The organism is Sphingosinicella terrae, from assembly GCF_003347635.1.
Lineage (GTDB): Bacteria > Pseudomonadota > Alphaproteobacteria > Sphingomonadales > Sphingomonadaceae > Allosphingosinicella > Allosphingosinicella terrae.
The window spans coordinates 49,285-71,529 of sequence record NZ_QDFY01000005.1; the positions used below are offsets into that span (position 1 = coordinate 49,285).

General features: G+C 68.5%; 19 protein-coding genes, 1 tRNA gene and 1 pseudogene. 8 read left to right on the forward strand and 13 right to left on the reverse strand.

All coding sequences use genetic code 11. The features are described 5' to 3' along the window. Positions 1 to 221 precede the first annotated feature (221 nt). Positions 222 to 1,694 (forward strand): hypothetical protein, encoded by a 1,473-nt coding sequence (locus DDE10_RS12230; protein ID WP_114953066.1) that lies wholly within the window; start codon positions 222 to 224, stop codon positions 1,692 to 1,694. A 60-nt stretch (positions 1,695 to 1,754) separates the two neighbouring features. Here DDE10_RS12230 and DDE10_RS12235 read toward each other — a convergent pair whose 3' ends face one another. Genes DDE10_RS12235 through DDE10_RS12240 form a run of 3 tightly spaced genes read right to left on the reverse strand, consistent with a single transcriptional unit; the run spans position 1,755 to position 3,033 of the window. After that, the gene (locus DDE10_RS12235) at positions 1,755 to 2,105 is read right to left on the reverse strand and encodes a nuclear transport factor 2 family protein (RefSeq protein ID WP_162806582.1); all 351 of its coding nucleotides are present in this window, start codon (positions 2,103 to 2,105) and stop codon (positions 1,755 to 1,757) included. Continuing rightward, on the reverse strand, positions 2,102 to 2,446 hold the full coding sequence (locus DDE10_RS23470; protein WP_162806583.1) for a VOC family protein: 345 nt from the start codon (positions 2,444 to 2,446) through the stop codon (positions 2,102 to 2,104). Before DDE10_RS23470 ends, DDE10_RS12235 begins: the two co-directional genes overlap by 4 nt. Next, the gene (locus DDE10_RS12240) at positions 2,443 to 3,033 is read right to left on the reverse strand and encodes a TetR family transcriptional regulator (protein WP_114953068.1); all 591 of its coding nucleotides are present in this window, start codon (positions 3,031 to 3,033) and stop codon (positions 2,443 to 2,445) included. The genes DDE10_RS23470 and DDE10_RS12240 overlap by 4 nt, the downstream gene beginning before the upstream one ends. A gap of 44 nt (positions 3,034 to 3,077) precedes the next feature. On the opposite strand from DDE10_RS12240, the gene DDE10_RS12245 reads away from it, so the two are divergent. Next, positions 3,078 to 3,926: a metal-dependent hydrolase gene (locus tag DDE10_RS12245; RefSeq protein ID WP_114953069.1), complete on the forward strand. Its 849-nt coding sequence runs from the start codon at positions 3,078 to 3,080 to the stop codon at positions 3,924 to 3,926. 37 nt (positions 3,927 to 3,963) lie between these two features. On the opposite strand, the gene DDE10_RS12250 is transcribed toward DDE10_RS12245, so the two are convergent. From DDE10_RS12250 to hspQ, 4 genes and pseudogenes are all read right to left on the reverse strand, one after another. After that, entirely contained in the window at positions 3,964 to 4,533 is a 570-nt protein-coding gene (locus DDE10_RS12250; protein ID WP_114953070.1) for a GNAT family N-acetyltransferase, read from the reverse strand. 158 nt (positions 4,534 to 4,691) lie between these two features. After that, positions 4,692 to 4,961, reverse strand: coding sequence for a 50S ribosomal protein L27 (rpmA, locus tag DDE10_RS12255; RefSeq protein ID WP_114953071.1), 270 nt, complete (start codon positions 4,959 to 4,961; stop codon positions 4,692 to 4,694). Between the two features lie 262 nt (positions 4,962 to 5,223). Beyond that, positions 5,224 to 5,565, reverse strand: a pseudogene (gene rplU, locus DDE10_RS23815) (50S ribosomal protein L21); the annotation flags it as partial. A gap of 148 nt (positions 5,566 to 5,713) precedes the next feature. Then, the gene (hspQ, locus tag DDE10_RS12265; protein WP_114953073.1) at positions 5,714 to 6,100 is read right to left on the reverse strand and encodes a heat shock protein HspQ; all 387 of its coding nucleotides are present in this window, start codon (positions 6,098 to 6,100) and stop codon (positions 5,714 to 5,716) included. A 136-nt stretch (positions 6,101 to 6,236) separates the two neighbouring features. Here hspQ and DDE10_RS12270 point away from each other — a divergent pair. Next, a tRNA-Ser gene (locus tag DDE10_RS12270) sits at positions 6,237 to 6,326 on the forward strand. Positions 6,327 to 6,506: 180 nt separating this feature from the next. Further along, the gene (locus DDE10_RS12275) at positions 6,507 to 7,622 is read left to right on the forward strand and encodes an acyl-CoA thioester hydrolase/BAAT C-terminal domain-containing protein (protein WP_114953074.1); all 1,116 of its coding nucleotides are present in this window, start codon (positions 6,507 to 6,509) and stop codon (positions 7,620 to 7,622) included. Here the strand turns inward: DDE10_RS12275 and DDE10_RS12280 are convergent. Continuing rightward, complete coding sequence (locus tag DDE10_RS12280; RefSeq protein ID WP_114953075.1) at positions 7,567 to 8,277, reverse strand: transposase; 711 nt, start codon at positions 8,275 to 8,277, stop codon at positions 7,567 to 7,569. The two genes, DDE10_RS12275 and DDE10_RS12280, sit on opposite strands and share 56 nt — an antisense overlap. Positions 8,278 to 8,584: 307 nt before the next feature. Between DDE10_RS12280 and DDE10_RS12285 the strand changes: the two genes are divergently transcribed. After that, positions 8,585 to 9,205 carry a DUF4272 domain-containing protein gene (locus DDE10_RS12285; RefSeq protein ID WP_114953076.1) on the forward strand — a complete coding sequence of 207 codons (621 nt, stop codon included), beginning with the start codon at positions 8,585 to 8,587 and terminating at the stop codon, positions 9,203 to 9,205. A gap of 357 nt (positions 9,206 to 9,562) precedes the next feature. Here the strand turns inward: DDE10_RS12285 and treF are convergent, their stop codons facing one another. Both treF and DDE10_RS12295 read right to left on the reverse strand, forming a co-directional pair. Beyond that, complete coding sequence (gene treF / locus DDE10_RS12290) at positions 9,563 to 11,269, reverse strand: alpha,alpha-trehalase TreF (RefSeq protein WP_114953077.1); 1,707 nt, start codon at positions 11,267 to 11,269, stop codon at positions 9,563 to 9,565. 23 nt (positions 11,270 to 11,292) lie between these two features. Then, positions 11,293 to 11,697: a GFA family protein gene (locus DDE10_RS12295; RefSeq protein ID WP_114953078.1), complete on the reverse strand. Its 405-nt coding sequence runs from the start codon at positions 11,695 to 11,697 to the stop codon at positions 11,293 to 11,295. Positions 11,698 to 11,774: 77 nt separating this feature from the next. Here DDE10_RS12295 and DDE10_RS12300 point away from each other — a divergent pair, with 77 nt between their 5' ends. Then, positions 11,775 to 12,473, forward strand: a complete 699-nt coding sequence (locus DDE10_RS12300) for a helix-turn-helix transcriptional regulator (protein ID WP_114953079.1) — start codon at positions 11,775 to 11,777, stop codon at positions 12,471 to 12,473. Positions 12,474 to 12,506: 33 nt separating this feature from the next. On the opposite strand, the gene DDE10_RS12305 is transcribed toward DDE10_RS12300, so the two are convergent. Then, positions 12,507 to 14,123: an alkaline phosphatase D family protein gene (locus DDE10_RS12305; RefSeq protein WP_114953080.1), complete on the reverse strand. Its 1,617-nt coding sequence runs from the start codon at positions 14,121 to 14,123 to the stop codon at positions 12,507 to 12,509. Between the two features lies 1 nt (position 14,124). Further along, positions 14,125 to 16,644, reverse strand: coding sequence for a TonB-dependent receptor (locus DDE10_RS12310; protein WP_114953081.1), 2,520 nt, complete (start codon positions 16,642 to 16,644; stop codon positions 14,125 to 14,127). 140 nt (positions 16,645 to 16,784) lie between these two features. Here DDE10_RS12310 and DDE10_RS12315 point away from each other — a divergent pair, with 140 nt between their 5' ends. After that, positions 16,785 to 19,646, forward strand: coding sequence for a M16 family metallopeptidase (locus DDE10_RS12315; RefSeq protein ID WP_114953082.1), 2,862 nt, complete (start codon positions 16,785 to 16,787; stop codon positions 19,644 to 19,646). Here DDE10_RS12315 and sseA read toward each other — a convergent pair. Continuing rightward, the gene (gene sseA / locus DDE10_RS12320; protein WP_114953083.1) at positions 19,583 to 20,419 is read right to left on the reverse strand and encodes a 3-mercaptopyruvate sulfurtransferase; all 837 of its coding nucleotides are present in this window, start codon (positions 20,417 to 20,419) and stop codon (positions 19,583 to 19,585) included. The genes DDE10_RS12315 and sseA overlap by 64 nt on opposite strands. Positions 20,420 to 20,557: 138 nt before the next feature. Between sseA and DDE10_RS12325 the strand changes: the two genes are divergently transcribed. Next, positions 20,558 to 22,243: an alpha/beta hydrolase-fold protein gene (locus tag DDE10_RS12325; protein WP_114953084.1), complete on the forward strand. Its 1,686-nt coding sequence runs from the start codon at positions 20,558 to 20,560 to the stop codon at positions 22,241 to 22,243. Positions 22,244 to 22,245 lie beyond the last annotated feature (2 nt).

Below are 22,245 nucleotides of genomic sequence, written 5' to 3' on the forward strand. Positions count from 1 at the left end.
GCAGATCGCCGCGCGGGCCGTCCTGACCGGATATGGGCCGCGAGCGCCCCGGCGGTCGGCGGGAGGCCGCGTCACCACCCCGACATGGAAGTCACATCGCATCGAAACCCGACAGGCCCGAAACCGTCGCAGCCGATGGTTAACGAGGCGTTGCAGGAGTCGTTCGCCTCGCGCCGGCTTCCGCGCCCACCGGCCATGAAGCCATAAGAAAAGGGTTGAAAATGAAGCGCATCATCTACGCCACGATATCCACTCTCGCCCTCGTCTCCGCTGCGCCCTTATTCGCGCAGAATAACGCTTCCGATGTTGCGCAGGCCGGCGAAGCCGGGCTGGTGCTGGTCGAGCAGCAGCAGGGCTCCGACAATGATGCGGTCGCGGAGCAGGCCGAAGGCTCGGTCGATTCCGACATCAAGATCTACCAGACGGGCAACGGCGCTACCGCGACGTCGACGCAAGGCGAGGGCGTCGGCAACGAGTCGATCATCGGTCAGACCGCGGCCGGATCGGTCGTCGTCGGTCAGGACGGCGATCGCAACGAGTCCAGCGTGGTCCAGAACGGCGATTCCTCGGTTGAGCTGTCTCAGACCGCCGGCCAGGGCGGCTATGTCAACAATGACAGCATGATCTCGCAGACCGGCGACGGCTCGATCATCCGCGTCAGCCAGACCAATCTCGAAGCCGAGGATACCAACCGGTCGAATGTCTTCCAATATGGCGACTTTCAGTCCGCCGATGTGACCCAGGTCGGGCCGCGCGTGGGATCGACCGTCACGCAGGAAGCCTCGGCGACCGGCGCGTCCGCGACCGTCGACCAGTCCGGCTTCTCGCACAGCGCGATCGTCAGCCAGTCCGCCGCCGACGCGAGCGTCTCCGTCGTCCAATCCGGGATCGGCGCCGGCATGGGCAGCTTCATCGCGCCGATCACCCACTCCGCCCGCGTGACCCAATGGTCCTCGGCCACCGGGAGCGACGCTTCGGTCATCCAGTCGGGCGAAGGCAGCGAGGGGCACAACGCCATCGTCAGCCAGCGTGGGACGGAATCCTCCGCCTTCGTCTCCCAGTCCGGAGACGGCGTCGAGCAATATTCGCTCGTGCTCCAGAGCGGCGCCGGCGCGCAGGCGCTCGTCGACCAGCAGGGCGAGGGCAATGACGCCGACATCACCCAGGACGGCGACGCCACCTATGCGCGCGTCTATCAGCAGGGCGGCTTCAACACGGCGACCGTCGATCAGCCGAGCGATGGCGCGAGCGCCTATGTGGCGCAGATCGGCGATACCAACGCGTCCGAAGTGACGCAGACCGGCGCCAGCCTCGCCGCCGTGGCCCAGATCGGCTCCGGCAACGTGGCGACCGTGGAGCAGACGGATGCGGGCAACCGCGCCGGCATCGGCCAGGGCGTGACCGCCGATCTCGCCGAGCTCCTCGAAGGCGACTATGACAGCGTCGGCTTTGCTTCTGCCGCCGACAGCCATGCCAGCATCGTCCAGAACGGCGCCGGCAGCGATGCGGCGATCCTGCAGACCGGCTCGGGCCACGATGCCGCGATCACGCAGGCCGCGGGGACGACCGGCAACCTGGCGCTGGTCACGCAGGCGGGCACGGCGAATGTCGCTACCGTCCTTCAGGCGAGCAGCGACAACCAGGCCGTCGTCAATCAGTCCGGCATGGGCAACAGCGCGACGGTGCTCCAATAAATGAAAGGATCCGGCGCCTCTCGAAGAGGGGCGCCGGACCTGATTGGCAGGCCGGCCGGATCAGTCGGGCGTCTGCTGGTGGAAGGCCATCAGCCAGCCTTCCTCGATCCGGACATAGAGGCTCCCGCACCAGGCGCGATACGGCTCGGCCATGCCTTCGCGGCCGGCGACGGCGCGATAGGCGATGACGGCGACGCCCTCGGCAGGCTGGTCGCAGCGCCAGCCGGAGATGTCGAGGTGGGACCAGCGCGGCCCCTTCTCGATCCCGGCGATCAGCGTCTCGCGGTCGAGCACGCCGATCTGAGGGAAGACCATCATGCAGTCCGGCGTCAGCCTGGCGCGATAATGGCCGGCGTCGCCGAACCAGAAGGCGCGCTCGATCGCCTGCAATTCCTCGCTCGCCTGGGTCACGGCCGCTCGTGATAGGCCTGGTAGAGGCCGATCCTGCCGCCGCCCGGAAGCGGCACCGAGGTGGCCCGGCTCCAATCGGCCGTCATCGGCTCGCTGCAGGTCACCCCTTTCTCCGCCAGCCGCGCCATCGCCCCGTCGAGATCCTCGCAGATCAGATGGATTTCGTGGAGGTCGTTGCGCACGTGGCCGTGCACGCCGAGCTCGGTCGGCGGCAGCTTGAAGATCAGCCGGCCGCCGCCCGAATCGATGCTCGGCAGCTCGATCATTTCGCTCAGGAAGGCCCGGTCGGCGGCCTCGTTTTGGGTGTAGATCATCACATGGGCGCCGGTGATCAGGGTCATTGCCTCTGTCCCTCCTCGAGCCGCGTCGATCCGATCAGCTGGCGGCGCGCCACCTCGCGCGCCTGGCCGCGGGCGAGCCCTAGCGCCTCGGCCATCGGCTCGCCCAGAAGCGAGTCGCCGATCGCCGCGAGGACCAGCCACAAGGTCGTCTCGTGCACCGGGCGGTCCTCATGTCCCTCGCCCAGCCGGTCGACGAGCTGGTGGATCGAGTCCAGGATGGGATTGAGCGCATCGCGGTTCCCGGAAAGGATCATCCAGGCGGCGAGGGCCCCGGCCCCCTCGCGTCCGAAGGCGTCGAAGGTCCTGTCGACGATCTCGATCGGATCGGCCTCGCCCTGGCGGCTGCGCTCGACGGCCTCGGCGATGCCGGCGCAGACCCGGTCGCTGATCAGCTGTGCCAGAGCCGCCTGCAGCCCCGCCGCCGAGCCGAAATGGTGGAGCAGGTTGGCGTGGGTCTTGCCGATCTGCGCCGCCACCGCTTTCAGGGTCACCGCCTGCGGCCCCTCGTCGATCAGCAGCCGGCGCGCGGCTTCGAGCGCGGCCGCGCGGCTCTGCTCCGGGCTGAGGCGTTCGCGGCTTATTGACATTGTTGTAAGTATTCCATAGCCCGACAGGGGAGTGGAGATACAGCATGGCGCGACTCGGTACACCCGAAGACTTGACCATCACGCCTCGCGACCGTCGCTTCGGCCGGGGCGACCGCCAGGACCGCTGGTGGATGGGCGGCGATGCCGTCGCCACCGCTTTCTACAATGCGCTGTCGGCCACCTTCCCCAAGGGCGAGGCTTTCTTCGTGGAGAGCGTCCGCCGGTTCCGCGACGGCGCGCCGCCGAAGCTCGAGCGCGAGATCAGGGCCTTCGTCACCCAGGAGGTGATGCACAGCCGCGAGCATGTGCAGTTCAACAAGCGGGCGCACGAGGCCGGCTACGACATCACGACGCTCGAGGATCGGGTGGAATGGCGTTTGTCGATCACGAGGTCGCGGCCGCCGGTCGTCAATCTGTGCGCGACCATGTGCCTCGAGCATTTCACCGCCATTCTCGCCCACGAGCTGCTCGGGGACGACCGCCATCTCGCGCCGGCCGATCCGGAGAGCCAGGCGATGTGGCGCTGGCACGCGATCGAGGAGATCGAGCATAAGGGCGTCGCCTACGACACCTGGCTGCACGCCACCCGGGCGTGGCCGCGGCGCAAGCGCTGGAGCGTCAAGGCGCGGGTGATGCTGTTCGTCACCCGCAACTTCGTCGTCGATCGCTCGCTCGGCACGCTCGAGCTGCTCCGGCAGGACGGGATCACCGGACCGAAGGCGTGGGCGCGGATGCTCTGGTTCGCCTGGGTGCGTCCCGGCATGCTGCGCAAGATTCTCGGCGCCTGGATCGCCTTCTTCCTTCCTGGCTTCCACCCCTGGAAGCATGACGACCGCCACCTGATCGCCGCCGCGGAAAAGAAACTCGGCGCCCCCACGGAAGCGCTCGCCTGAGTATCTCCCCTCCCTGCGTGCAGGGAGGGGCAGGAAGTTACGCCGCCATCGCGCAGGCCGCGTCGGCATCCGCCTCGAGGCAGGTCTCCGTCTTGGCCAGGTTCAGCACGAATTCGCGCGACGGCGCCTCGGCGCCGCGGCCGGCGCTGTAGCGGGTGACGATCCGGCCGGTCGGCCGGAAGCCGAGCTTGGCCAGCACCCGGCCCGAGGCGGGATTATCGAGGAAGTGGCCGGCTTCCAGCCGCGGCAGGCGCAGCGAATCGCGCGCATAGGCGATCACCGCCCGGCTCGCCTCGGTGGCGAAGCCGAGGCCCCAATAGGGCCGCGCGATCCAGTAGCCGAACTCCGACTCGCCATGCTCGCTGGCGGCGAAGCCGATGCCGCCGATCAGCTTCGGCGCGCCGCGCGTGCGCAGGAAGATGAGGCAGGCCGCTTCCCTCGGGTCGCGCTCGCGGGTGAGGAACGCCTCCGCATCGGCAGGCGTGTAGGGCCAGGGCGCCTGGGCGAGATTGCGGACGATCCGCTCGTCGGCGATCGCCCTGAACAGGGCCGGAGCGTCCTCCCTCCAGCCGGGCCGCAGCAGCAGTCTTTCGGTTCTCGCGAACATGTTCTTCCCTCCTGGCCGCGCCGCTAGACCCTTCGGGTGACGGTCCGGCGACAGTTTCGAGGGAGAAACAAAAAGAGAGAGAGGGGGCGACCCTCTCCCTCGAACGATCCTTTCGGATCCGGGCCGCCCCTTGGGGGACAGCCCGTCATCGGCTGTCCCTATTCGGCTGCGTTCGCTTGCATGTCCACGCACACGAACTTGCGACCGAGTCGGCCGTCGCGGAACGCGACGCGGCCGTCGGTAAGCGCAAAGAGGGTATGGTCCTTGCCCATGCCGACGCCGGAACCCGGATAATATTTGGTGCCGCGCTGGCGTACGATGATGTTGCCCGGGACGACCGTTTCGCCGCCGAACTTCTTCACGCCCAGACGCTTGCTCTGCGAGTCGCGACCGTTGCGCGACGAACCGCCTGCTTTCTTATGTGCCATGACGAAACTCTAACCTCGTAGCTCTTTACGCGTTCTTATCGGCTGCCGGCTTCTTTGTCGAAGCCTTCTTCTTCGGCGCGGCCGGCGTGTCGGTCTGCTCGCTCGCGGTCCCTTCGGCCTTGGCGGGCGTCTCGGCCTTCGCTTCCTTCGGCGCGGTCTCCTTGCGGGCCTTCTTCGGCGCCGGCGTGTCGGTCATCGCGCTCTCGGCGCCCTCGACCTTGGCCGGGCCTTCGGACGGCTGCGGCGCGGATTCGGCCTTCTTGGCCGGCTTCTCGGCGGCGGCCTTCTTCGGCGCCGCGGCCTTCTCGTCGCCGATGCCGACGATCCGGAGGATCGTGTGCTGCTGGCGGTGGCCACGCTTGCGGCGGTAATTGTGGCGGCGCTTCTTCTTGAAGACCGTCACCTTCTCGCCCTTGGCCTGCGCGATGATCTCCGCCGAGACGGTGAGGCCGTCGGTCGACTTCAGCTCGCCGCCGTCGCCGGCCAGCAGGACGTCGCCCAGCGTGATGGTATCGCCCGCCTCTCCGGCGAGCTTCTCGACGACGATCTTGTCTCCGGCGGCGACGCGATACTGCTTGCCGCCCGTGCGCACGATTGCGAACATGGCTTTCCCAGACACCTTCAATAACTTGACCGCGCAAGCCCAGGGCTGCGCGGGGACGCTGGCTGCTACATAGGGAGGCGCCGCCTGTCAACCAAGGGAGGGCCGTCCGGGGGAAAAGTCCGGACCGGCGGCGGCGCCGCCCGACGTCTCAGTGGCAGCGCTCCGGCCGCAGCCGGTAGCGGCCGCCGGCGAAATCCTCGAACATGCCGCTGATCGCCGGATGGTCGATCGGCTCGCCGAGCGTGTCGGGCACCAGATTCTGCTGGCTGACATAGGCGATGTAGCTCGACTCGCCGTTCTCGGCGAGGAGGTGGTAGAAAGGCTGGTCCTTGGGCGGCCGGACGTCCTCTGGGATCGCCTGATACCATTCCTCGCTATTGGCGAAGACCGGATCGATGTCGAAGACGACGCCGCGGAAGTCGAACAGGCGATGGCGGACGAGCTCGCCGATCGAGAAGGAGGCGTGCGCGACCGGCGGCGCCTTGACCGGACCGGGATTGCCGTTGGCGGCGTTATGGTTGCGGGAAGGACTCATGTGCCCCACATGTAGGCCTCCGCACGCCGACCGACAAGCGAGGGCATCCGCCTGCTTGGCAAGGCCGAATCCATGAGCTAAGGCGCGCGGCTCATCGACCGGCCCCTCCTGGCGAGGGGCCCGCTGACCAAGCAGCGGAGAGGTGCCGGAGTGGTCGATCGGGGCGGTCTCGAAAACCGTTGTGCCCTCACGGGTACCGTGGGTTCGAATCCCACCCTCTCCGCCACTTGTGCGCCGCCAGCCATGCCGAGTCCCGCAAACGCTGCCGCCCCCGGCCGCTAGCTCGCTTCGGTCGAGATCTGCCGATTCATCGACGACTGGATCGCCGGTTCCGATTGCGCTCTGGAAAGCGCCTCCGGCGACTGCTACAAACGTAGCACGAACATCCGGTGGGAGGGTAAAGGCGATGGTCCGCCTGATCGTGCTCGTGGCATTGCTCTTGTCGGTGAGCACGCCTGCGTCGGCGCAAGCCGGCGGCGCGCAGCCGGACGAGGCGGAACGGCTGGACGTGGCCCACAATGGGATCGCCGCGCGCTATTACGTGCCTGTCGATCGCCCGCCCGGAGTCGCGGTGCTGCTGCTGGGAGGGTCCGACTGCGGCTATCCCTCCGCTCGTGCAGCCCGTGACCTCGCCGGCGCCGGCTATGCGGTCCTTGCGCTTGCTTATTGCAGCGGTTTCAATGGTCCGATCGAAGGGCTGCCCGCTAGCCTCGCGAACATCCCTCTCGAATATGTGGATCGCGGGTTCGATTGGCTGCGCGGCCGGATCGGCAGCGGCATCCCCATCGTCATGATCGGCGAGTCACGAGGGGCCGAGCTGGCATTGTTCTATGCGGCCACTCGATCGGACGTGGACGGAGTGATCGCCTTTTCTCCGTCGTCCCTGCTCTGGGGCGCCGTCGGAGATGCGACCGGAACCGTCCCGGCCTGGACCCGCGACGGAATTCCCTTGCCGCGTGTCACCCGTCCGCTCGGGGCGGCGGCCGGGCCCCAGCCATTTCAGGCGATACTCGACGAGCCTGAACTGGTCCGCGCGGCGGCGATCCCCGTGGAGCGGATCGCGGGACCGATCCTGCTGGTCTCGAGCCGAGCGGACAATATTTGGCCTGCCGCAAGGATGGCCGATCAGATCGAGCAACGCCTCCGCCGGAACGGCTTTCGCCACGCTCTTTCGAACCTGCAGTTCGACGACGCCAGCCACCTGCTCATGGGCCCGGGCCCGGGACGGGTGACGTTCCGGCACGGTGACTTCAGCATCCATTTCGGGGGCAGCGAGCAAGGCACGCTTGCCGCCCGAACCTCCGCCTGGGAAGCGGCCAAGACCTTCCTCGAACATCTTGATCGAGGAGACCGGGTTCCGGCGGGCTCCGGTGACACCGCGGGTTCCCGTAATTTCGGGGACGCAATACTAAACTCCCGTGCCGCCGGTGCCTATGCCGCCAGCCGTAGTTGCGGGGACACAATACTCAATTCGCCTCAGCGGCATCCGCTCTCGGCTTCGGTCCGGGCTTGGCGGGCCTGAGCCTTCGCCCGAGCGCCGCCTCCTGGGCTTCGATCCATGCCTCGGTGCCGAGAGGGCGGCCGGTGCGCAGCCGCGCCTCGATCGCCTCGGCCAGTTCCTCTCCCTCCTCGCGAACGTCGCTCGCCTCCAGGCCGTGGCGCAGCATCGCACGCCAGTTCGGCACACGCGCCTTCAAGGCGCCGACATCGGTCAGCGGATCCTGCCCGGCCCGCCGGCCCACCACATGGCTGCGCGCGCTCGACCACGGCCAGTCCTCGGCCCGCTCGACCATCCCGGCGGCGACAGGGTTGCGCTCGACATAGCGCACCGCCACCATCAGATGCGCGTCGTCCATCGGATAGCTGGCGAAGCGGCCCTGGAAGAGGAAGCCGCGCCAGCCCTCGCGGAAATTGACGTGGCGGGTGTAGCGCCGGTGCGCCTCGGCGAGAGCGCCACGCAGCCCCTCCGCGCTCTCCGGCACCAGGATCAGGTGGACGTGATTGTCCATCAGGCACCAGGCGAGGCAGCGAACACCGGCACCGGCGCAGCCGTCGCGCAGCAGCGCGAGGTAGAGCTTGCGGTCGTCGTCGCCGAAGAAGATCGGCAACCGCCGATTGCCCCGCTGCGTCACATGATGCGCAGCGCCGGGAACCACGATGCGGGCGAGGCGGGCCATGGCCTGTAATATAGCGGGAGGAGGAGCCGCGGGCAATTCAGTATTGTGTCCCCGGAACTGTGTCCCCCGGAACTCTGTGTCCCCGCAACTCTTCGCGGACCTTGCTCGCATGTTTGACTCGGAGCTGAACGCTGCGTGCTTAGCCATATGTCCTCGGGGCGGAGTTTGCTCAATCCGCCGGGAACTGTCTGGCACCACCCCGTCGAGAACCCGAACGTTATGCGGCTTCTCCGCTCGACTGAGCACACGAATCCGCTAACACAGCCGACGCTGCATCCGAAGGGGATCGGTGGTTTTGGAACATACTATGGAAACTAATGCATTCAGGTCGAAATCCCGCGCGCGACTGGCGAAGGCAGGCGTGGACATTCCCGCGACGTTGCCGATGATTGACGACTTCTCAGTGCGTCCCAAGGCTGAGATTTTGGATCGCATCGCGTGTTTGAATGCTGTTGCCGCAGTCGCCCACGCCTTCGATAAAAACAAGGCGTTGGCATGGATTTCGCACGAGGGAATACTCGAAAGTCTCACTGACGATGAGCTCTCTTTCCTGGATTCTGGCGCGGGCAACGTAGATGAGTTCAAGGTTCAAGTGGAAGGGATGTGGGCATTGGCCTGGCTCGTCGGCGTCGTCCCCAATTTCGACTTCTGGCGAGGGTGCGATCAACGCTTTGTAACAATGCTTCCCGATCTCAGAACGGCTGAAAGCAGTTCCAACTTCCGCGCTCGCGCGAATGTTCGAAATGAGGTGGAGATCGGGTCCGAAGTCGACCTCGCTTACTGCCTGCACTGGGCGTTGCGGGACGCCGATATCAAGGGTGAGAACCCGCCTAAGGGCATCACTCCGTTTGTTGTTGTAGAACGCCGTAGGGCCCTTGAATGGGCAGTCGGTAACGCGGCTTGGAACGAAGTGTCGCTCGACACATAATCCTCTATCGCCGCAGAGAGTGCAGGGGCTCGATCCGCCGGCCTTTAGACGAGGACCGAGGTCAACGGTACCCGCGTCTATCGCCGCTCGGATCTTATTGATCCTGGTGCCATTTATTCCCTTGGCCGATCCAATCTACAGCGCATAGGAGCAGGGACTCGCGCCGCTTCGTGAGTTCCGGGGCCAAATACTTCCGGGGCCACAATACTTAATTGTCGTCGTTCCCGCTCCTGCGATGTAACTGGCCATGGCTCGGCTCCCCCGCATCGTGAAATTTCGGTTCCACTTCACCAGAAGTCACGGGGACATCAAGAGTCCCGGGACACAATACTAAACTCCCATGCCAATGCCCGGTGACTACGCCGCCAGCCGGTCGGGCACCATGCAGGCTTCAGCGTCGACGTTCGCCGATCCGTCGGCCGGAAGAACGCCCGCCCCGAACCGCCGCACCAGCGCCACCGTCACCCCGTTCGTCCAGCCGAAGCCGTCCTGCAGCGGATATTCGCCGCCACCGCCGGGCCGGCGCTCGGCGACGTCATATTTCTCGAGCAGCCTTCCGCTCTCGCGGTAGGTGCGGCCGACGGTGGCGAGCCAGCGGCGGGCAATCTCCTCGGCGAGCGCGGTCTCGCCATAGGCGCCGAGCCCTTCGACCGCGATCCACTGGAGCGGCGCCCAGCCGTTCGGCGCGTCCCATTGCTCGCTTGTGGTCTGGTCGGTCGTGGCCAGCCCTCCCTGGACCAGCAGTCGTTCGCGGATCGTCCGGGCGGTCCGGGCCGCCTGCCGCGGCGTCGCGACGCCGGTGAAGAGCGGATAGAGCGACGCGGCGCTGATATTGCCGACCAGGGCGCCCCGCCGCCAGTCGAGGTCGTCGAACAGGCCGTTCGCCTCGTTCCACAGATAGCCCGTCATCGCCGCTCGCCGCGCCTCGGCCTTGGCGGCGAAGGCTTGCGCGCAAGCCGCGTCGCCGGCGCGGCCGCAGCCCGCGGCGATCGCCTGTTCGAGGCCATGGAGGAGCGCGTTGAGGTCCGGCGGCACGATCGACGTCGTCCGGATCGTCGCCAGCTCGCGGCGGTCGGCGAGCCAGCGCGAGCTGAAGTCCCAGCCGCTCTCGGCCGCCGCGCGCAGGTCGCGATAGACCTCCGCCGCCGGCCGGTAGGCGCGCGCGGCCGTCCCGACGTCGGCCGCATAGGATTCGTCGCGCGGCACGTCGCGCGCGTCGTAATAACGGTTGAGGATGGCGCCGTTTGGCAGGGCGACGACGCGCAGCCGTGCCTCGCCGGGTCGCAGCCCGTCAGCGCCGTCCATCCAGAATTCATGCTCGCGGCGAAGGGCGCCCAGATATTCGGCGAAGGCGCGGGGCGGATCGTCAGGCGCGAGCTGCTCGACCATCTTGAAGAAGAAGGGCGGCTGCGACCGGCTGAGATAGTAAGTGCGATTGCCGTTGGGCACATGGCCGTAGGTGCGGATCAAATAAGCGAAATTGTCGACCATCGCGCGCCGCAGATCGGCCTCGGCGTGTCCGAAGCCCAGCATCGTGAAATAGGAATCCCAGTAATAGACCTCGCGGAAGCGCCCGCCCGGCACGACGAAGCGGCGAGGGAGGGGCAGCAGCGACGAACGCGGCGGCGGCGCGGCGGCCTCGCGGGTCAGGAGCGGCCACAGCCCGTTTATGTGCCGGCACAGGGGCAGGCCGGGCGGCGGCGCGGCGCCGGCGCCGGTGCGCGGCAGCTCGAAATGACGATCGACGAAGCTTCGCAGCGCGGCACCGGTCGGTCGCTCCAGGCGATAGGCGCGAACGATGTCCTGCGCGTCGCCGAGCGGACGGGCATCCGCCCAATCCTTGCCGTCCTCGAACTGTCCGGACAAGGCGACGTCGCTGAACAGCTCGCCGAGCAGGAGCGAAGGGGGCGTGGCCTGCGCGGACAGGTTCGCCGCGGCGGCCGCCGGCTGGGCCGGAATCGGCCGGACGCCGGTGCAGCCCGCCGCGAGCAGCGCGAATGCCGCCGCCCAGCCCAGCGCGATCGTTCGCGCCCAGTCGAGGATCCTCGGCGAGACCGGCTGCATGGCCCTGAAACGAGGCGCCGGCGCTAAAGGTGCCGCGTTTCCTCGGGGACGTTCCACCAATTGTCGTTGCGGCCGTCCTGGTAGAGGATCGGCAGCGCGGCCAGCTCGGCCTGGCCGAGATCGTCCAGGGTCGCGACCTGGATCGAGACGAAGGCGCCGCCGAGCGCCTCGACCTCCCCTTCGCCGAAGACGTGGACTCCGCAGCGGCTGCAGAATCGATGATGCCCGGAAAAGGTGCCGAACTGATAGTCGGACAGGCTGTTGGCGCCGGAGACGAGGCGGAAATCCTCGGGCTTGGCGAGCGTCCCCCAGCTCCGGTCCTTCGAGCAGAAGGAGCAGTTGCAGCGGCTGGTCCCCGCGTCCAGGTCGACATCGACTTCGAAGCGGACGGCGCCGCAATGGCAGCTTCCCTGATGGGTCTTCTTCATCGTGATTTCCTCCGTTGCGGGCACCTCCTAGCGCAAGCCTGTTGCCACCCTGCTGTCAGCATGGAATGTCCCTGACGATGCGTCGCGCCGACCGCCTCTTCCAGATCATCCAGATCCTGCGCCGCGCCTCGGGCCCTGTGACGGCGGAGCAGATCGCGCTCGAGCTGGAGACCTCGAGGCGCTCGGTCTATCGCGACGTCGCCGCGCTCATCGGCCAACGTGTTCCGGTCAGGGGCGAGGCAGGCATCGGATACGTGCTCGACGGGGGCTTCGATCTGCCGCCGCTGATGCTGACCACCGACGAGGTCGAGGCGGCCGTGCTCGGCGCGCAATGGGTGGCCGGCCACGGCGAGCCGGCGCTTGCCCGCGCCGCCCGCGACCTGATCGCCAAGATCGCCGCCACCGTTCCCGAGCGGCTGCGGCCGCTGATCGAGGACGGCGCCGCGCGCACGGCGCCGGGCTGGAACATCCCGCCTGACGGCCTCGACGTCGCCCGCGCCCGCGCCTGGGCGCGGCAGGGGCGCAAGATCCGGATCGTCTATGCCGATCGCGAGGCGCGTGAATCGACCCGCATCGTCTGGCCGGTCGCCATCGGCTATTCCGACGCGGCGCGGGCGCTGATCGGGTGGTGCGAGCTCAGGCGGGATTTCCGCAGCTTCAGGGTCGATCGGGTGCTCAGGGCGGACTTCCTCGACGATCGGTTTCCCGACCGGCCGGCATCGCTCCGGCGCCGCTGGCTGGCACGGATCGAGGCGCGCCACGACGACCCGGCGTGATTCTCCGAGGCGTGGTTCAAGGCGTCCCTCGCCTCAGCTCAGCCGGTTGACGCCCCTGGCCGCGCTCATCGTCTCGCGTCCCCCGACGGCCGACGATCGTTCGCGGATAGTGTCCATGAATAGCCACTCGCCCGACACGCGCTCCGGCGTCAGCTCGACGGTGAGGTAGCCGCGCCGGCTGAGATCGGCCCATCGCAGCTGCGGATTGGCAGCGACCGTCACCCGGGCCAGATCCGCTGGCGCCACCCAGGTCAGATAGCTTTCATAGCCCGGTGAGGTCACGCTCTGGACGGCGAATTCGACTCCGGCCGGAGTCCCGCCGAGGTCGAGATCGAAGGCCCAGGCATTGTGGCTGTCGCCGGAAAGGACGACGAGGTTGGCGTCCGCATCGAGCGCCGAACGCAGCAATCGGTCGCGGGCGGCCGGATAGCCGTCCCACATGTCGAGGTTGAACGGCAGCCCCGCGCGCGACGCGGCGGCCCCGGCAAGCACGTTGCGGCGGATCTGCTCGCTCGATTCCGGACGCAGCATGCCCGCAATCTCCGGCGCGAGTCGGACTGACCCCATGATCACCTGCTGGGCGAGCAGCTGCCATTTCGTGCCGGAACGAACCGAGTCTGCCATTCCCTCCGCCAGCCAGCGCTCCTGCGCGGCGCCCATGATGGAGCGGCTCTCGTCGCGCCATGGGCCGTCCCGGAACCGGATCAGCGCCGCCGCCAGATCCTCTTCGCCGGCGAGCGCGCGGCCGAGATCGAGCTGCTCGCTCCGCCCGGTGACGCGCGTCTCCGGTCTGAACAGGGTGGCGAGATCGCCGATCTGGTAGCTCTGCCAGGCCTCGTCGCCGACCGGCAGCCACTCGCGGTAGACGCGCTGCGCCGTCGCCTTGCGCAGCGGCCAGTCGCCCTCGGCGGCCTGGTGATTCTCGGCCCCGTCCATCCAGGCATTGTTGGCGAGCTCGTGATCGTCCCACATCATCACCATCGGGAACAGCTGGTGGAGGCGCTGCAGGTCCGGATCGGCGCGATAGGCGGCATGGCGCAGACGATAATCGGCCAGCGCGATGATCTCGTCCGCCGGCTCGATCACCCGCCTGGCGACGGCCTCGGCCGCGGCCGGGTACTTTCCGCGCTCATATTCGTAGAGATAGTCGCCGAGATGGACCATGAGGTCGATATCGTCGCGCGCGGCGGCATGGGCGTAGGCGTTGAACCAGCCGAAGGGCAGGTTGGAGCAGGAGAAGACGCCGAGCTTGAATCGCGCGGTCGGACCTTCCGGAAGGGTTCGGGTCCGCCCGACCGGCGAAGAACGACTCTGCGCATCGAGGAAGCGATAGAAATAGACCCGGCCGGGCGAGAGGCCCTGCGCGACGGGCTTGACGCAATGATCATGCTCGGCTGCGGCGGTGACGCTGCCGCCGGCGGCGATGCGGGCGAAATCGCCCGTCTCGGACACCTGCCAGTCGAGCCGCGCCGGCCCGCCGGAGCTGACGTAGCGCGTCCACAGCATGACCGAGTCCGAGCGCGGTTCGCCGCTCGCGACGTTGTGGGTGAAGCCGCGGGCGGCGGCGATCTGAGCAGCCCCGGGCACCGCCAGGCCGCCGAGCCCGAAGCTGCCGACCTTGAGGAGCGTCCGACGGTCGATCCTCAGCATGTCAGAACCTTACCGTCGCCTGGACGCCGTACAGGCGCGGCTCGCCCGCGATGAAGGTCGGGAAGCCGATCGCGTCACCGGTATTGCCGGCATCCTTGATATATTCCTCGTCGAGCAGATTGTTGACGAAGAGCTCGATCTCGTAGCGATCGTCGAGCGTGTAGCCCAGGCGGGCGTTGACGAGCGCGTAGCCGCCTTGGGTCTCGTCCTGGACGAGATCCGCGATCAGGGCGCCGGTCGCGACGGTCTGGAGGTCCGGGCGGTCATTGTCGTCGTCGAAATAGACTCGCGAGCGCCAGGTGAGGCTCGGCGCGAAGCTGAGCCGGCCCGGGCCGATGTCGGCGCCGATGATCGCGCCGAGCGAAAGGCTGTGATCGGGAGAGAGGCGGAAGCGGTTGCCGTCGCGAACGCCGGTGGTGAAGCGGCTATGATTGAAGGCGTAGGTCGCGAACAGGGACAGGCCGGAGCCGGCCCGCCACCGTGCCTGGCCTTCGAAGCCATAGGCTTCGGCCTCGCCCGCGTTGGTGACGACGAAGAGCGTGCCCTGCTGAACCGTGGTCTGGAAGTTGTCGTAGCGATAATAGAAGACCGAGCCGTCGAGAAGGAGGTCTCGGGTCTGGCTGCGGGCGCCGATCTCGAAGCTGTCGACCGTCTCGGCGTCCACCAGGTCGAAGCGCGCCGCGCCGAACGGCGTCGCCGGCGGAGAGGCGGAAAGCAGCTCGGGCCGCCGGCCGCGGGCATAGTTCGCATAGAGGCTGCTCGTCGGCGTCAGTTCGTAACGCGCGACCAGCCGCCATGTGAAGCCGCCATCGTCGAGGTCGGCGACGATTGTCTCGCCATTGTTCGGCGTCGGCTGTGATCCGAGACCGAAGAGCGGCACCGGGAACTGGGCGGAGGGAGGAATGGATGTGGCCCCTGGCGCCGCCAGGGCGGTCAGGAGCGCGTCGCGCTGCGCGGCCGGAAGGCCGAGGGCGCCGATGAAGCCGCCCAGGATCGATCGGCCGTTGAGCACGGCCGCACTGATCCCGGAAGCCTTGTCGTCATGGCTGTAGCGCAGGCCGGCGCCGAGCTCGAGCCGGTCGGTTACCCGCACCGTCACGTCGCCGAAAATGTCGAACGACTCGGTCTCGGAGAAATTGGTCGAGGTCTCGCGATGGTCGGCCTTCAGATTGGCCGCGATCCCGGCCGCGAGTGGCGCCGGCAGCGCCACGCCCGATGCGGCGGCGGCGCCCTGGAGCAGGGCCGCGGTGAAGGCGGTTTGCCCGAACAGGGCGGACGACGCCGGGTCGCTGGCCGGCCGCCCGGGGGCGAGCGGTCCTCCATTCAGCGTTCCGGTGAGCCGGGCGAGGAGGATCCGCTCGTCGAACTGGGACGGCGTTCGCTGTGAACCTTCCTCGTTGAAATAGGAGGCGCCGACAAAGGCGGTGACGCGGTCGCTCTCATAGGTGAGACGCAGCTCCTGGCTGAGCTGCTCGCCTTGCGCATCCTCGGCCGCGGTCAGGGCGGCGAGCGAGATGCCGTCGGCATCGAAGATCTCGAGCGAGTCGAATTCGCGCCAGGCGGTGATCGAGGTCAACGTGAAGGCGTCGCCGAGCGCCGCGCGGACGATCCCGGTCACGCCCCACACCTCCCGGTCGAGTCCGAGCGGCCGTCCGTCCTCGAAGCCCGCACCCGGCGCGAGCGTCGCGGCGGTCCATGGGCGGCCGTCGCCGAGCACGGCCCCCGTCGCCGGATCGGTGGGATTGAAGGCGAGCGACTTGAACGAGGTGCCGGACGGGTGGTCTTCCTGATAATTGCCGATCACGTCGATCGAGACCCTGTCGGCCGGCTCCAGTCGCAGCGTCCCGCGGATGGCGCCGGTGTCGGTCGAGTTCAGGTCTTCGCCGAGCAGATTCTCGACATAGCCGTCGCGCTGGCGATAACGGCCGGAAACGCGCACCGCCGCCCGCTCGCCCAGCGGCGCGTTGACCATGCCTTCGAGCAGGAGGCTGTCGTGACTGCCGTAGCCTGCGCGAAGGAGTCCCTCGAAGCCTCCCGGGTCGGCCTTGTTCTGGATGAGATTGACCGCGCCGATCAGCGCGCCGCGGCCATAGAGCGTCGATTGAGGGCCGCGCACGATCTCGACCCGCTCCATGTCGAAAAGCTCCACGTAGGAGCCACGCGATTTGGAGATCGACACGCCGTCCTGGAAAACGGAGACCCGCGGCTCGACGAAGGCGCTTCCGGAATCGGACGTGATCCCGCGCATGTTGAAGCCGGGATTGTTGGGGGACTGGTTCTGGACCTCGAAGCCCGGCACGAAGCGCGACAGCTCCTCGAAATCGTTGAGGCCGAACGCGTCCAGGAAGGCGCCGTCGACCGCGGTGATCGCCATCGGCACTTCGACGAGGCTTTGCTCGCGCAACTGCGCCGTGACGACGATCGACTCCTCCTCGGCGGGAGCCACCTGCTGGGCGAGGCAAGGCGTGGAGGCGAACAGCGCCAGCACGCTGGCGGCGCTGGTCGACGAGAAGCGAGACATGGATCATTCCCCCTGGAAGCGACGCGGTGCCCTTCCCAGACCATCATGACGGCCTCGTGACGTTCGGAGCGGGAAGGCGGGACGAGCGTCGCAGTGGCGGATTCCGCGCGGCCAGGCCTCCTTTCGAGGGGAGGACTGGCATGCATATTCTCGGCGCTCTGATCGTGGCTGCGATCGTCTGGTTGATACCCTCGACGGCCTCCGCCCGCGCCGACCCCCCGCCGCCCCTTTCGGTCCCCTCGCTCGACTACACCCACAGGACGCTCGCCAATGGCGCGCGCATCTACCTCATCCGAGACCCCTCGGCCTCCACCGCCACCGTCGGAATCTGGTACGATGTCGGCCAGAACGACGATCCGCGCGGGCGCAGCGGCTTCGCCCATCTCTTCGAGCATCTGATGTTCAAGACGACGCGGAACCTGCCCCAGGGCGTTTCCGCCTTCGTCACCTCGATCGGCGGCTCGACCAACGCGTCGACGCTGTGGGACTTCACCCAATATTATGCCACCGCCCCGGCCAGCCAGCTCGAAGCGCTGATCTGGATGGAGGGCGAGAGGCTTCGCAATCTCGTCGTCGACGAGGCCGCCTTTCGCTCGGAGCGCGACGTCGTGAAGGAGGAATTGCGCCAGCGTATCCTGGCCCAGCCTTATGGCCGCATCCTCTACACCCTGATCCCGGCATTCAACTTCGGCACCCACCCTTATCTGCGGCCGATCGGCGGCACCATGGCCGATCTCGATGCGGCGACGCTGGACGACGTCCGCGCCTTCCACGAGGCCTATTACCGTCCCGACAACGCGGTCTTCGTCATCTCCGGCAATTTCGACGCGGCGCAGGTCGATGCCTGGGTCGACCAATATCTCGGCTCGATCGCGCGTCCTTCGCGCCCGATCCCGCGTGACCTGACCGCCGAGACGGGCAGCCCGGCGCCGCGGACCGTAGACGCCTACGCCCCGAACGTGCCGCTGCCGGCTTTGGTCTTCTCCTGGCGCGCACCCGCGGCCGACGATCCCGATGCCGCGGGCCTCGCCTTGATCGACACCCTGCTGGCCCGCGGCGCCGCCGGCCGGCTGCGGCGCCGGCTGATCGACGAGCTGCAGCTCGCTTCCAACATCTCGTCCATCAACCTGCCGGCGCGGGACGGCTATGCCTATGCGCTGGTGGTCACACTGGCGCAGGGGAGGGAGGTCGACGAGGCGCAGGCCGCGCTCGCGGCGGAGATCGCGACCCTCCGCGACGGCCTCGTCGGGGATGACGAGCTCGCTGCCGCGAAGAACGCGATGCTCGGCGACGCCCTGGCGCGCCGCGAGACCGCGCGGGGCCGCGGCTTCGAGCTCGGCGGCGGCGTGACCGTGGGCGGCTCGCCCGATCATGAGGACCGGCAGCTGGCGGCGATCCGGGCGCTCGACCCCGCCGGGGTCCAGCGCATCGCCCGGCGCCTGCTCGACGACGGACGACGGATCGTCATCCGATACCAGGACGAATCGCTACGGCCGGCCGGCTATGCCGGCGATGCGCCGCCGGACAGTGCGCAACTCGGCACGATCGTTCCCGCGGCGACCCGCCCGCCCGTGACGCTCGCCTCCGACGCGGAACGGCGGCCGCCGCCGTCCCCGGGTGCCGCTTTGCCGCGCGTCGTCCCCACATTGAGCGACCGGCGCCTCGACAATGGGCTGCGCATCGTCGCCGCGCGCTCGACCGAGGTCCCGCTGGTGACGCTGACCTTGGCCATCGGCGGCGGCGATTCCGCCGATCCTGCCGGCAAGGCGGGCCTCGCCGATCTGCTCGCCGCCGTCGCCCAGCGCGGCGCCGGCGGCCGCAGTGCGGCCGAGCTGGCAAGCGAGGTGGCCGCGCTCGGCGGATCGCTCTCGGCGAGCGCCGAAGCCGACGCGACGCTCATCACGGTCAACGTGCCGGCCGCTTTTGCCGAAGCGGCCGGGCGGCTCCTCGCCGACATCGCCCGGCGCCCCGATCTGCCGGCAGCCGAGCTCGATCGCGTCCGCCGCCAGCAGACCGACGCGCTCGCCGTGGCGGTTCGCCAGCCGACCCAGGCGGCGCTGCGCGTCCTGTGGCGCGCCGCGTTCGCGGGCACGGCCTATGCCGGTCTGCCGACCTCGGAGAGCCTCGGCGACGTGTCCCGGGACGATCTCGTCGCCGCCCACAGGACGATGTGGGGTCCGCGCAATGCGACATTGATCGTCACCGGTGCCCTCACCGCCGACGAGGCGCTCCGCCTTGCCGAGCGGCTCTTCGGCGACTGGACCGCCGACGCGGCCGAAGCCGCGCCGCCGCCCGCGCCCGCGCCGGCTGCCGCGCCTCGGATCCTCGCCGTCGACATTCCGGGAGCAGGCCAGACGGCGGTGCTCAGCGCCCTGCCGACGGTCGGGCGCGCATCGCCGGATTGGCCGGCCCTGCAGGTCGCCAATGCGCGCCTGGGCGGCGGCCAGCAGGGTCTGCTCTACCAGGAGATCCGCACCCGCCGCGGGCTGAGCTACGGCGCCGGCAGCCAGATCGAGTCGCGCCGACACCAGTCGGTCCTGCTCACCGCGACGCAGACCCGCAACGAAGCGGCGGCCGAAGTGGTCGGCCTCGTCCTCGATCAGCTCGGCCGGATGGCCGAGGCGCCGGTGAGCCCGGAGGTGGCCGCGGAGCGATCCGATTTCCTCGTCAATGCGCTCGCTTCGCAGACCGAGCGGACGGCCGGCTTGGCCGCCTATGTCGCTTCGCTGGTGACGACCGGTGCGCCGCTCGCGACGGCTCGGGTGGAATTGCTCGGCGAGCGCGATCTCGCCCCTGCGCGGATGGCGGCGGCGGCGCGCTCTTTCGATCCGGCCCGGGCGACGATCGTTGTCGCGGGCGATTCACGGCAGTGGATCGAGGCGCTCCGGCAGCGTTTCCCCGAGGTCGAGCGCGTCGACGCGGACGGCGCTCCGGCCGGTCAGGCGCCGATTTCCACCGGCAGCTCGCTCAATGCGCCCCACTCCGCCCAGGACCCGTCATAGACGGCGGCCCATTCGTTTCCGAGCCGCGCGAGGGCCAGCGCGATCCCCGCGGCCGTGATCCCCGAGCCGCAGGTCGCGGTCACCGGGCGGCCGGGATCGACGCCCGCCGCGGCGAAGGCGGCGCGAAGCTCGCCGGCGGGCTTGAGCTTTCCCTCGAGATCGATGAGCAGGGACAAAGGCAGGCTGAGCGCGCCCGGCATGTGGCCGCTGCGCAGGCCCGGACGAGGCTCGGGAGCCGCCCCGGCGAAGCGGGCGGCGGGCCGGGCGTCGACGACCTGCGCGCCGCCGGTGCCGAGGTCGCGGCGCACGCCCGGCAGATCGCGGACGAGACCCGCCTTGAACGGCGCGCGGAACGTCGCCGGTGGCGGCGCCGGCAACCCCTTCTCCAGCGGCCGTCCCTCCTCGGTCCATTTCGGGAGGCCGCCGTCGAGGACGCGGGCCCGCTCGGCGCCCATGGCCCGGAAGGTCCACCAGACGCGTGCGGCGGAGAACAAGCCGGCGCTGTCATAGACGACGATGTCGTCGCGGTTGCTTATCCCCAATGCGCCGACCGCTTCGGCGAAGGCCTTGGGCTGGGGCAGCATGTGCGGCAGCCGGCTGCCGGTGTCCGAGATAGCGTCGATGTCGAAGAAGACGGCACCCGGTATGTGTCCGGCGCGATATTCCTCGAGCGCGTCGCGCGAGTCGAGGTGCCAGCTCGCGTCGACGATGCGCAGATCGGGTGCCCCGACGCGTGCGGCCAACTGCTCGGTCGAGACCATCGGATCCGACATTGTTCTGCCCCCCTCGTGCGCCTCTCTCGATGGGATGACGCTCCGGAAGCCGTTTTCCTCACCTGCGAGAGAATCTTTGGCAAGAGTGGCGGATCGGTCTTTCCCGTTCATCGTCAACGGCAGGCAAGGGAGCGGGGCATGGGCATGGGCATGGGCGTGGGCATGTATCGGACTTTGGTCGTCCTTCTGTCGCTGCTCCTGGGCCTCGGCGCCGCGATTCCGGCGGCCGCCCAGCCAAGTTTCGCCGTCACCCTGCCGTCGACGGAAGAGGGGCCGGTCACCGGCCGGCTCATCGTGGTCGCGGCCCGCGCCCATGACCCGGAGCCGCGGCTCCAGATCGGCATCACCGGGCCGCCTGCCTTCGGTGTGGACGTCGAAGGCCTCCGTCCGGGCGGGACCGCGGTCGTCGGCGGAGCCGCCGACAGCTTTGCCGCCAACCTTTCCGAGCTTCCGCCGGGCGACTACCAGGTCCAGGCGCTGCTGATCCGCTACACCCAGGTGAGCCGCGCCGATGGTCACCGCATCTGGGTGCCGATCTCCAATCGCCGGGTCTTCTCGACGATGATGGAGGGAAATCTCTACAGCCGTCCGGTGGCGGTGACGATCGATCCGGCCGGCTCGCAACGGATCGCGCTGGCACTGACCGAGCGCGTCCCGGCCACGCCCGAGCGGGTCGAGACGGACTGGATCAAGCATGTCCGCATCCGCAGCGACATCCTGTCCCGCTTCTGGGGCCGGGACATGTACATCGGCGCGAGCGTGCTGCTGCCGCGGGGATTCGCCGAGAATCCGGGCGCCCGCTATCCGGCCGTCTACGTCTTCGGCCATGGCGATGCGCCGTTCGGCTTCACCACCGATCCGGCGACCAACACGCCCCGCGCCCAGGCGGCGGCGCAGGACGCCAACGTCCGCACCGGCTACGAGTTCGCGCAGGAATGGATGGCCGACGGCTTCCCGCGCATGGTCGCGATCACCTTCGAGATCCCGAGCCCCTATTTCGTCGAATCCTATTCTCTCAACTCGGCGAACAACGGCCCCTATGGCGATGCGATCACGCGCGAGCTGATGCCCCATCTCGAGCGCACCTTCCGGCTCATCCAGCAGCCTTATGGTCGGATCGTCGAGGGCGCCTCGACCGGCGGCTGGGAGGCCCTGGCGATGCAGGTCCATTATCCGGAGCTGATCGGCGGCGCCTGGGTGTTCAATCCCGACCCCATCGACTTCACCCGCTACCAGCTCGCCAACATCTACGAGGACGAGAACATGTTCACCTTGCGGGTGAACGACTGGAACGTCCGCGAGCGCCCGTTCCGCCGGTCGCGCGAAGGCCAGCCGGTGTTCGACGTCCGTCAGCTCGCCCGCCTCGAGGCGGTGCTCGGCTCGCGCGGACGCTCCTTCTACCAGCTCGGCATCTGGCAGGCGACGCACGGCCCGGTCGGTGCCGACGGCTATCCGGTCCCGCTGTTCGATCCGCGCACGGGTGTCATCGACCGCGAGGTCGCCCATTACATGCGCGACAACGGCTACGACCTCAGCGCCCATGTCCGGCGCCACTGGGATCGGCTCGGCCCGCAGCTTCGCGGCCGGATCAACCTGTTCGCCGGCGAGATGGACGATTTCTACCTGAACCTCGCTGTCTATCAGTTCGAATCGATGGTGCGCGAGGTCGGCGGCGCCGAATATCCGATGCGCTTCGAATATGGCCGGCCGAAAAAGGGCCATAACTGGCATCACACCGATTGGGCGGGCGTGGTTCGCGAGATGGCTGAGCATGTCCGCCGCACCGCCCCACCGGGCGAGGATGTGTCGGATTGGAATTATTGAGC

Bases quoted from the DNA above. Each gene is read 5' to 3' on its own strand.
- DDE10_RS12230 (WP_114953066.1), top strand. From the start codon at position 222: ATGAAGCGCATCATCTACGCCACGATATCCACTCTCGCCCTCGTCTCC.
- DDE10_RS23470 (WP_162806583.1), bottom strand. From the start codon at position 2,446: ATGACCCTGATCACCGGCGCCCATGTGATGATCTACACCCAAAACGAG.
- DDE10_RS12240 (WP_114953068.1), bottom strand. From the start codon at position 3,033: ATGTCAATAAGCCGCGAACGCCTCAGCCCGGAGCAGAGCCGCGCGGCC.
- DDE10_RS12245 (WP_114953069.1), top strand. From the start codon at position 3,078: ATGGCGCGACTCGGTACACCCGAAGACTTGACCATCACGCCTCGCGAC.
- DDE10_RS12250 (WP_114953070.1), bottom strand. From the start codon at position 4,533: ATGTTCGCGAGAACCGAAAGACTGCTGCTGCGGCCCGGCTGGAGGGAG.
- rpmA (WP_114953071.1), bottom strand. From the start codon at position 4,961: ATGGCACATAAGAAAGCAGGCGGTTCGTCGCGCAACGGTCGCGACTCG.
- hspQ (WP_114953073.1), bottom strand. From the start codon at position 6,100: ATGAGTCCTTCCCGCAACCATAACGCCGCCAACGGCAATCCCGGTCCG.
- DDE10_RS12275 (WP_114953074.1), top strand. From the start codon at position 6,507: ATGGTCCGCCTGATCGTGCTCGTGGCATTGCTCTTGTCGGTGAGCACG.
- DDE10_RS12280 (WP_114953075.1), bottom strand. From the start codon at position 8,277: ATGGCCCGCCTCGCCCGCATCGTGGTTCCCGGCGCTGCGCATCATGTG.
- DDE10_RS12285 (WP_114953076.1), top strand. From the start codon at position 8,585: ATGGAAACTAATGCATTCAGGTCGAAATCCCGCGCGCGACTGGCGAAG.
- treF (WP_114953077.1), bottom strand. From the start codon at position 11,269: ATGCAGCCGGTCTCGCCGAGGATCCTCGACTGGGCGCGAACGATCGCG.
- DDE10_RS12295 (WP_114953078.1), bottom strand. From the start codon at position 11,697: ATGAAGAAGACCCATCAGGGAAGCTGCCATTGCGGCGCCGTCCGCTTC.
- DDE10_RS12300 (WP_114953079.1), top strand. From the start codon at position 11,775: ATGCGTCGCGCCGACCGCCTCTTCCAGATCATCCAGATCCTGCGCCGC.
- DDE10_RS12305 (WP_114953080.1), bottom strand. From the start codon at position 14,123: ATGCTGAGGATCGACCGTCGGACGCTCCTCAAGGTCGGCAGCTTCGGG.
- DDE10_RS12310 (WP_114953081.1), bottom strand. From the start codon at position 16,644: ATGTCTCGCTTCTCGTCGACCAGCGCCGCCAGCGTGCTGGCGCTGTTC.
- DDE10_RS12315 (WP_114953082.1), top strand. From the start codon at position 16,785: ATGCATATTCTCGGCGCTCTGATCGTGGCTGCGATCGTCTGGTTGATA.
- sseA (WP_114953083.1), bottom strand. From the start codon at position 20,419: ATGTCGGATCCGATGGTCTCGACCGAGCAGTTGGCCGCACGCGTCGGG.
- DDE10_RS12325 (WP_114953084.1), top strand. From the start codon at position 20,558: ATGGGCATGGGCATGGGCGTGGGCATGTATCGGACTTTGGTCGTCCTT.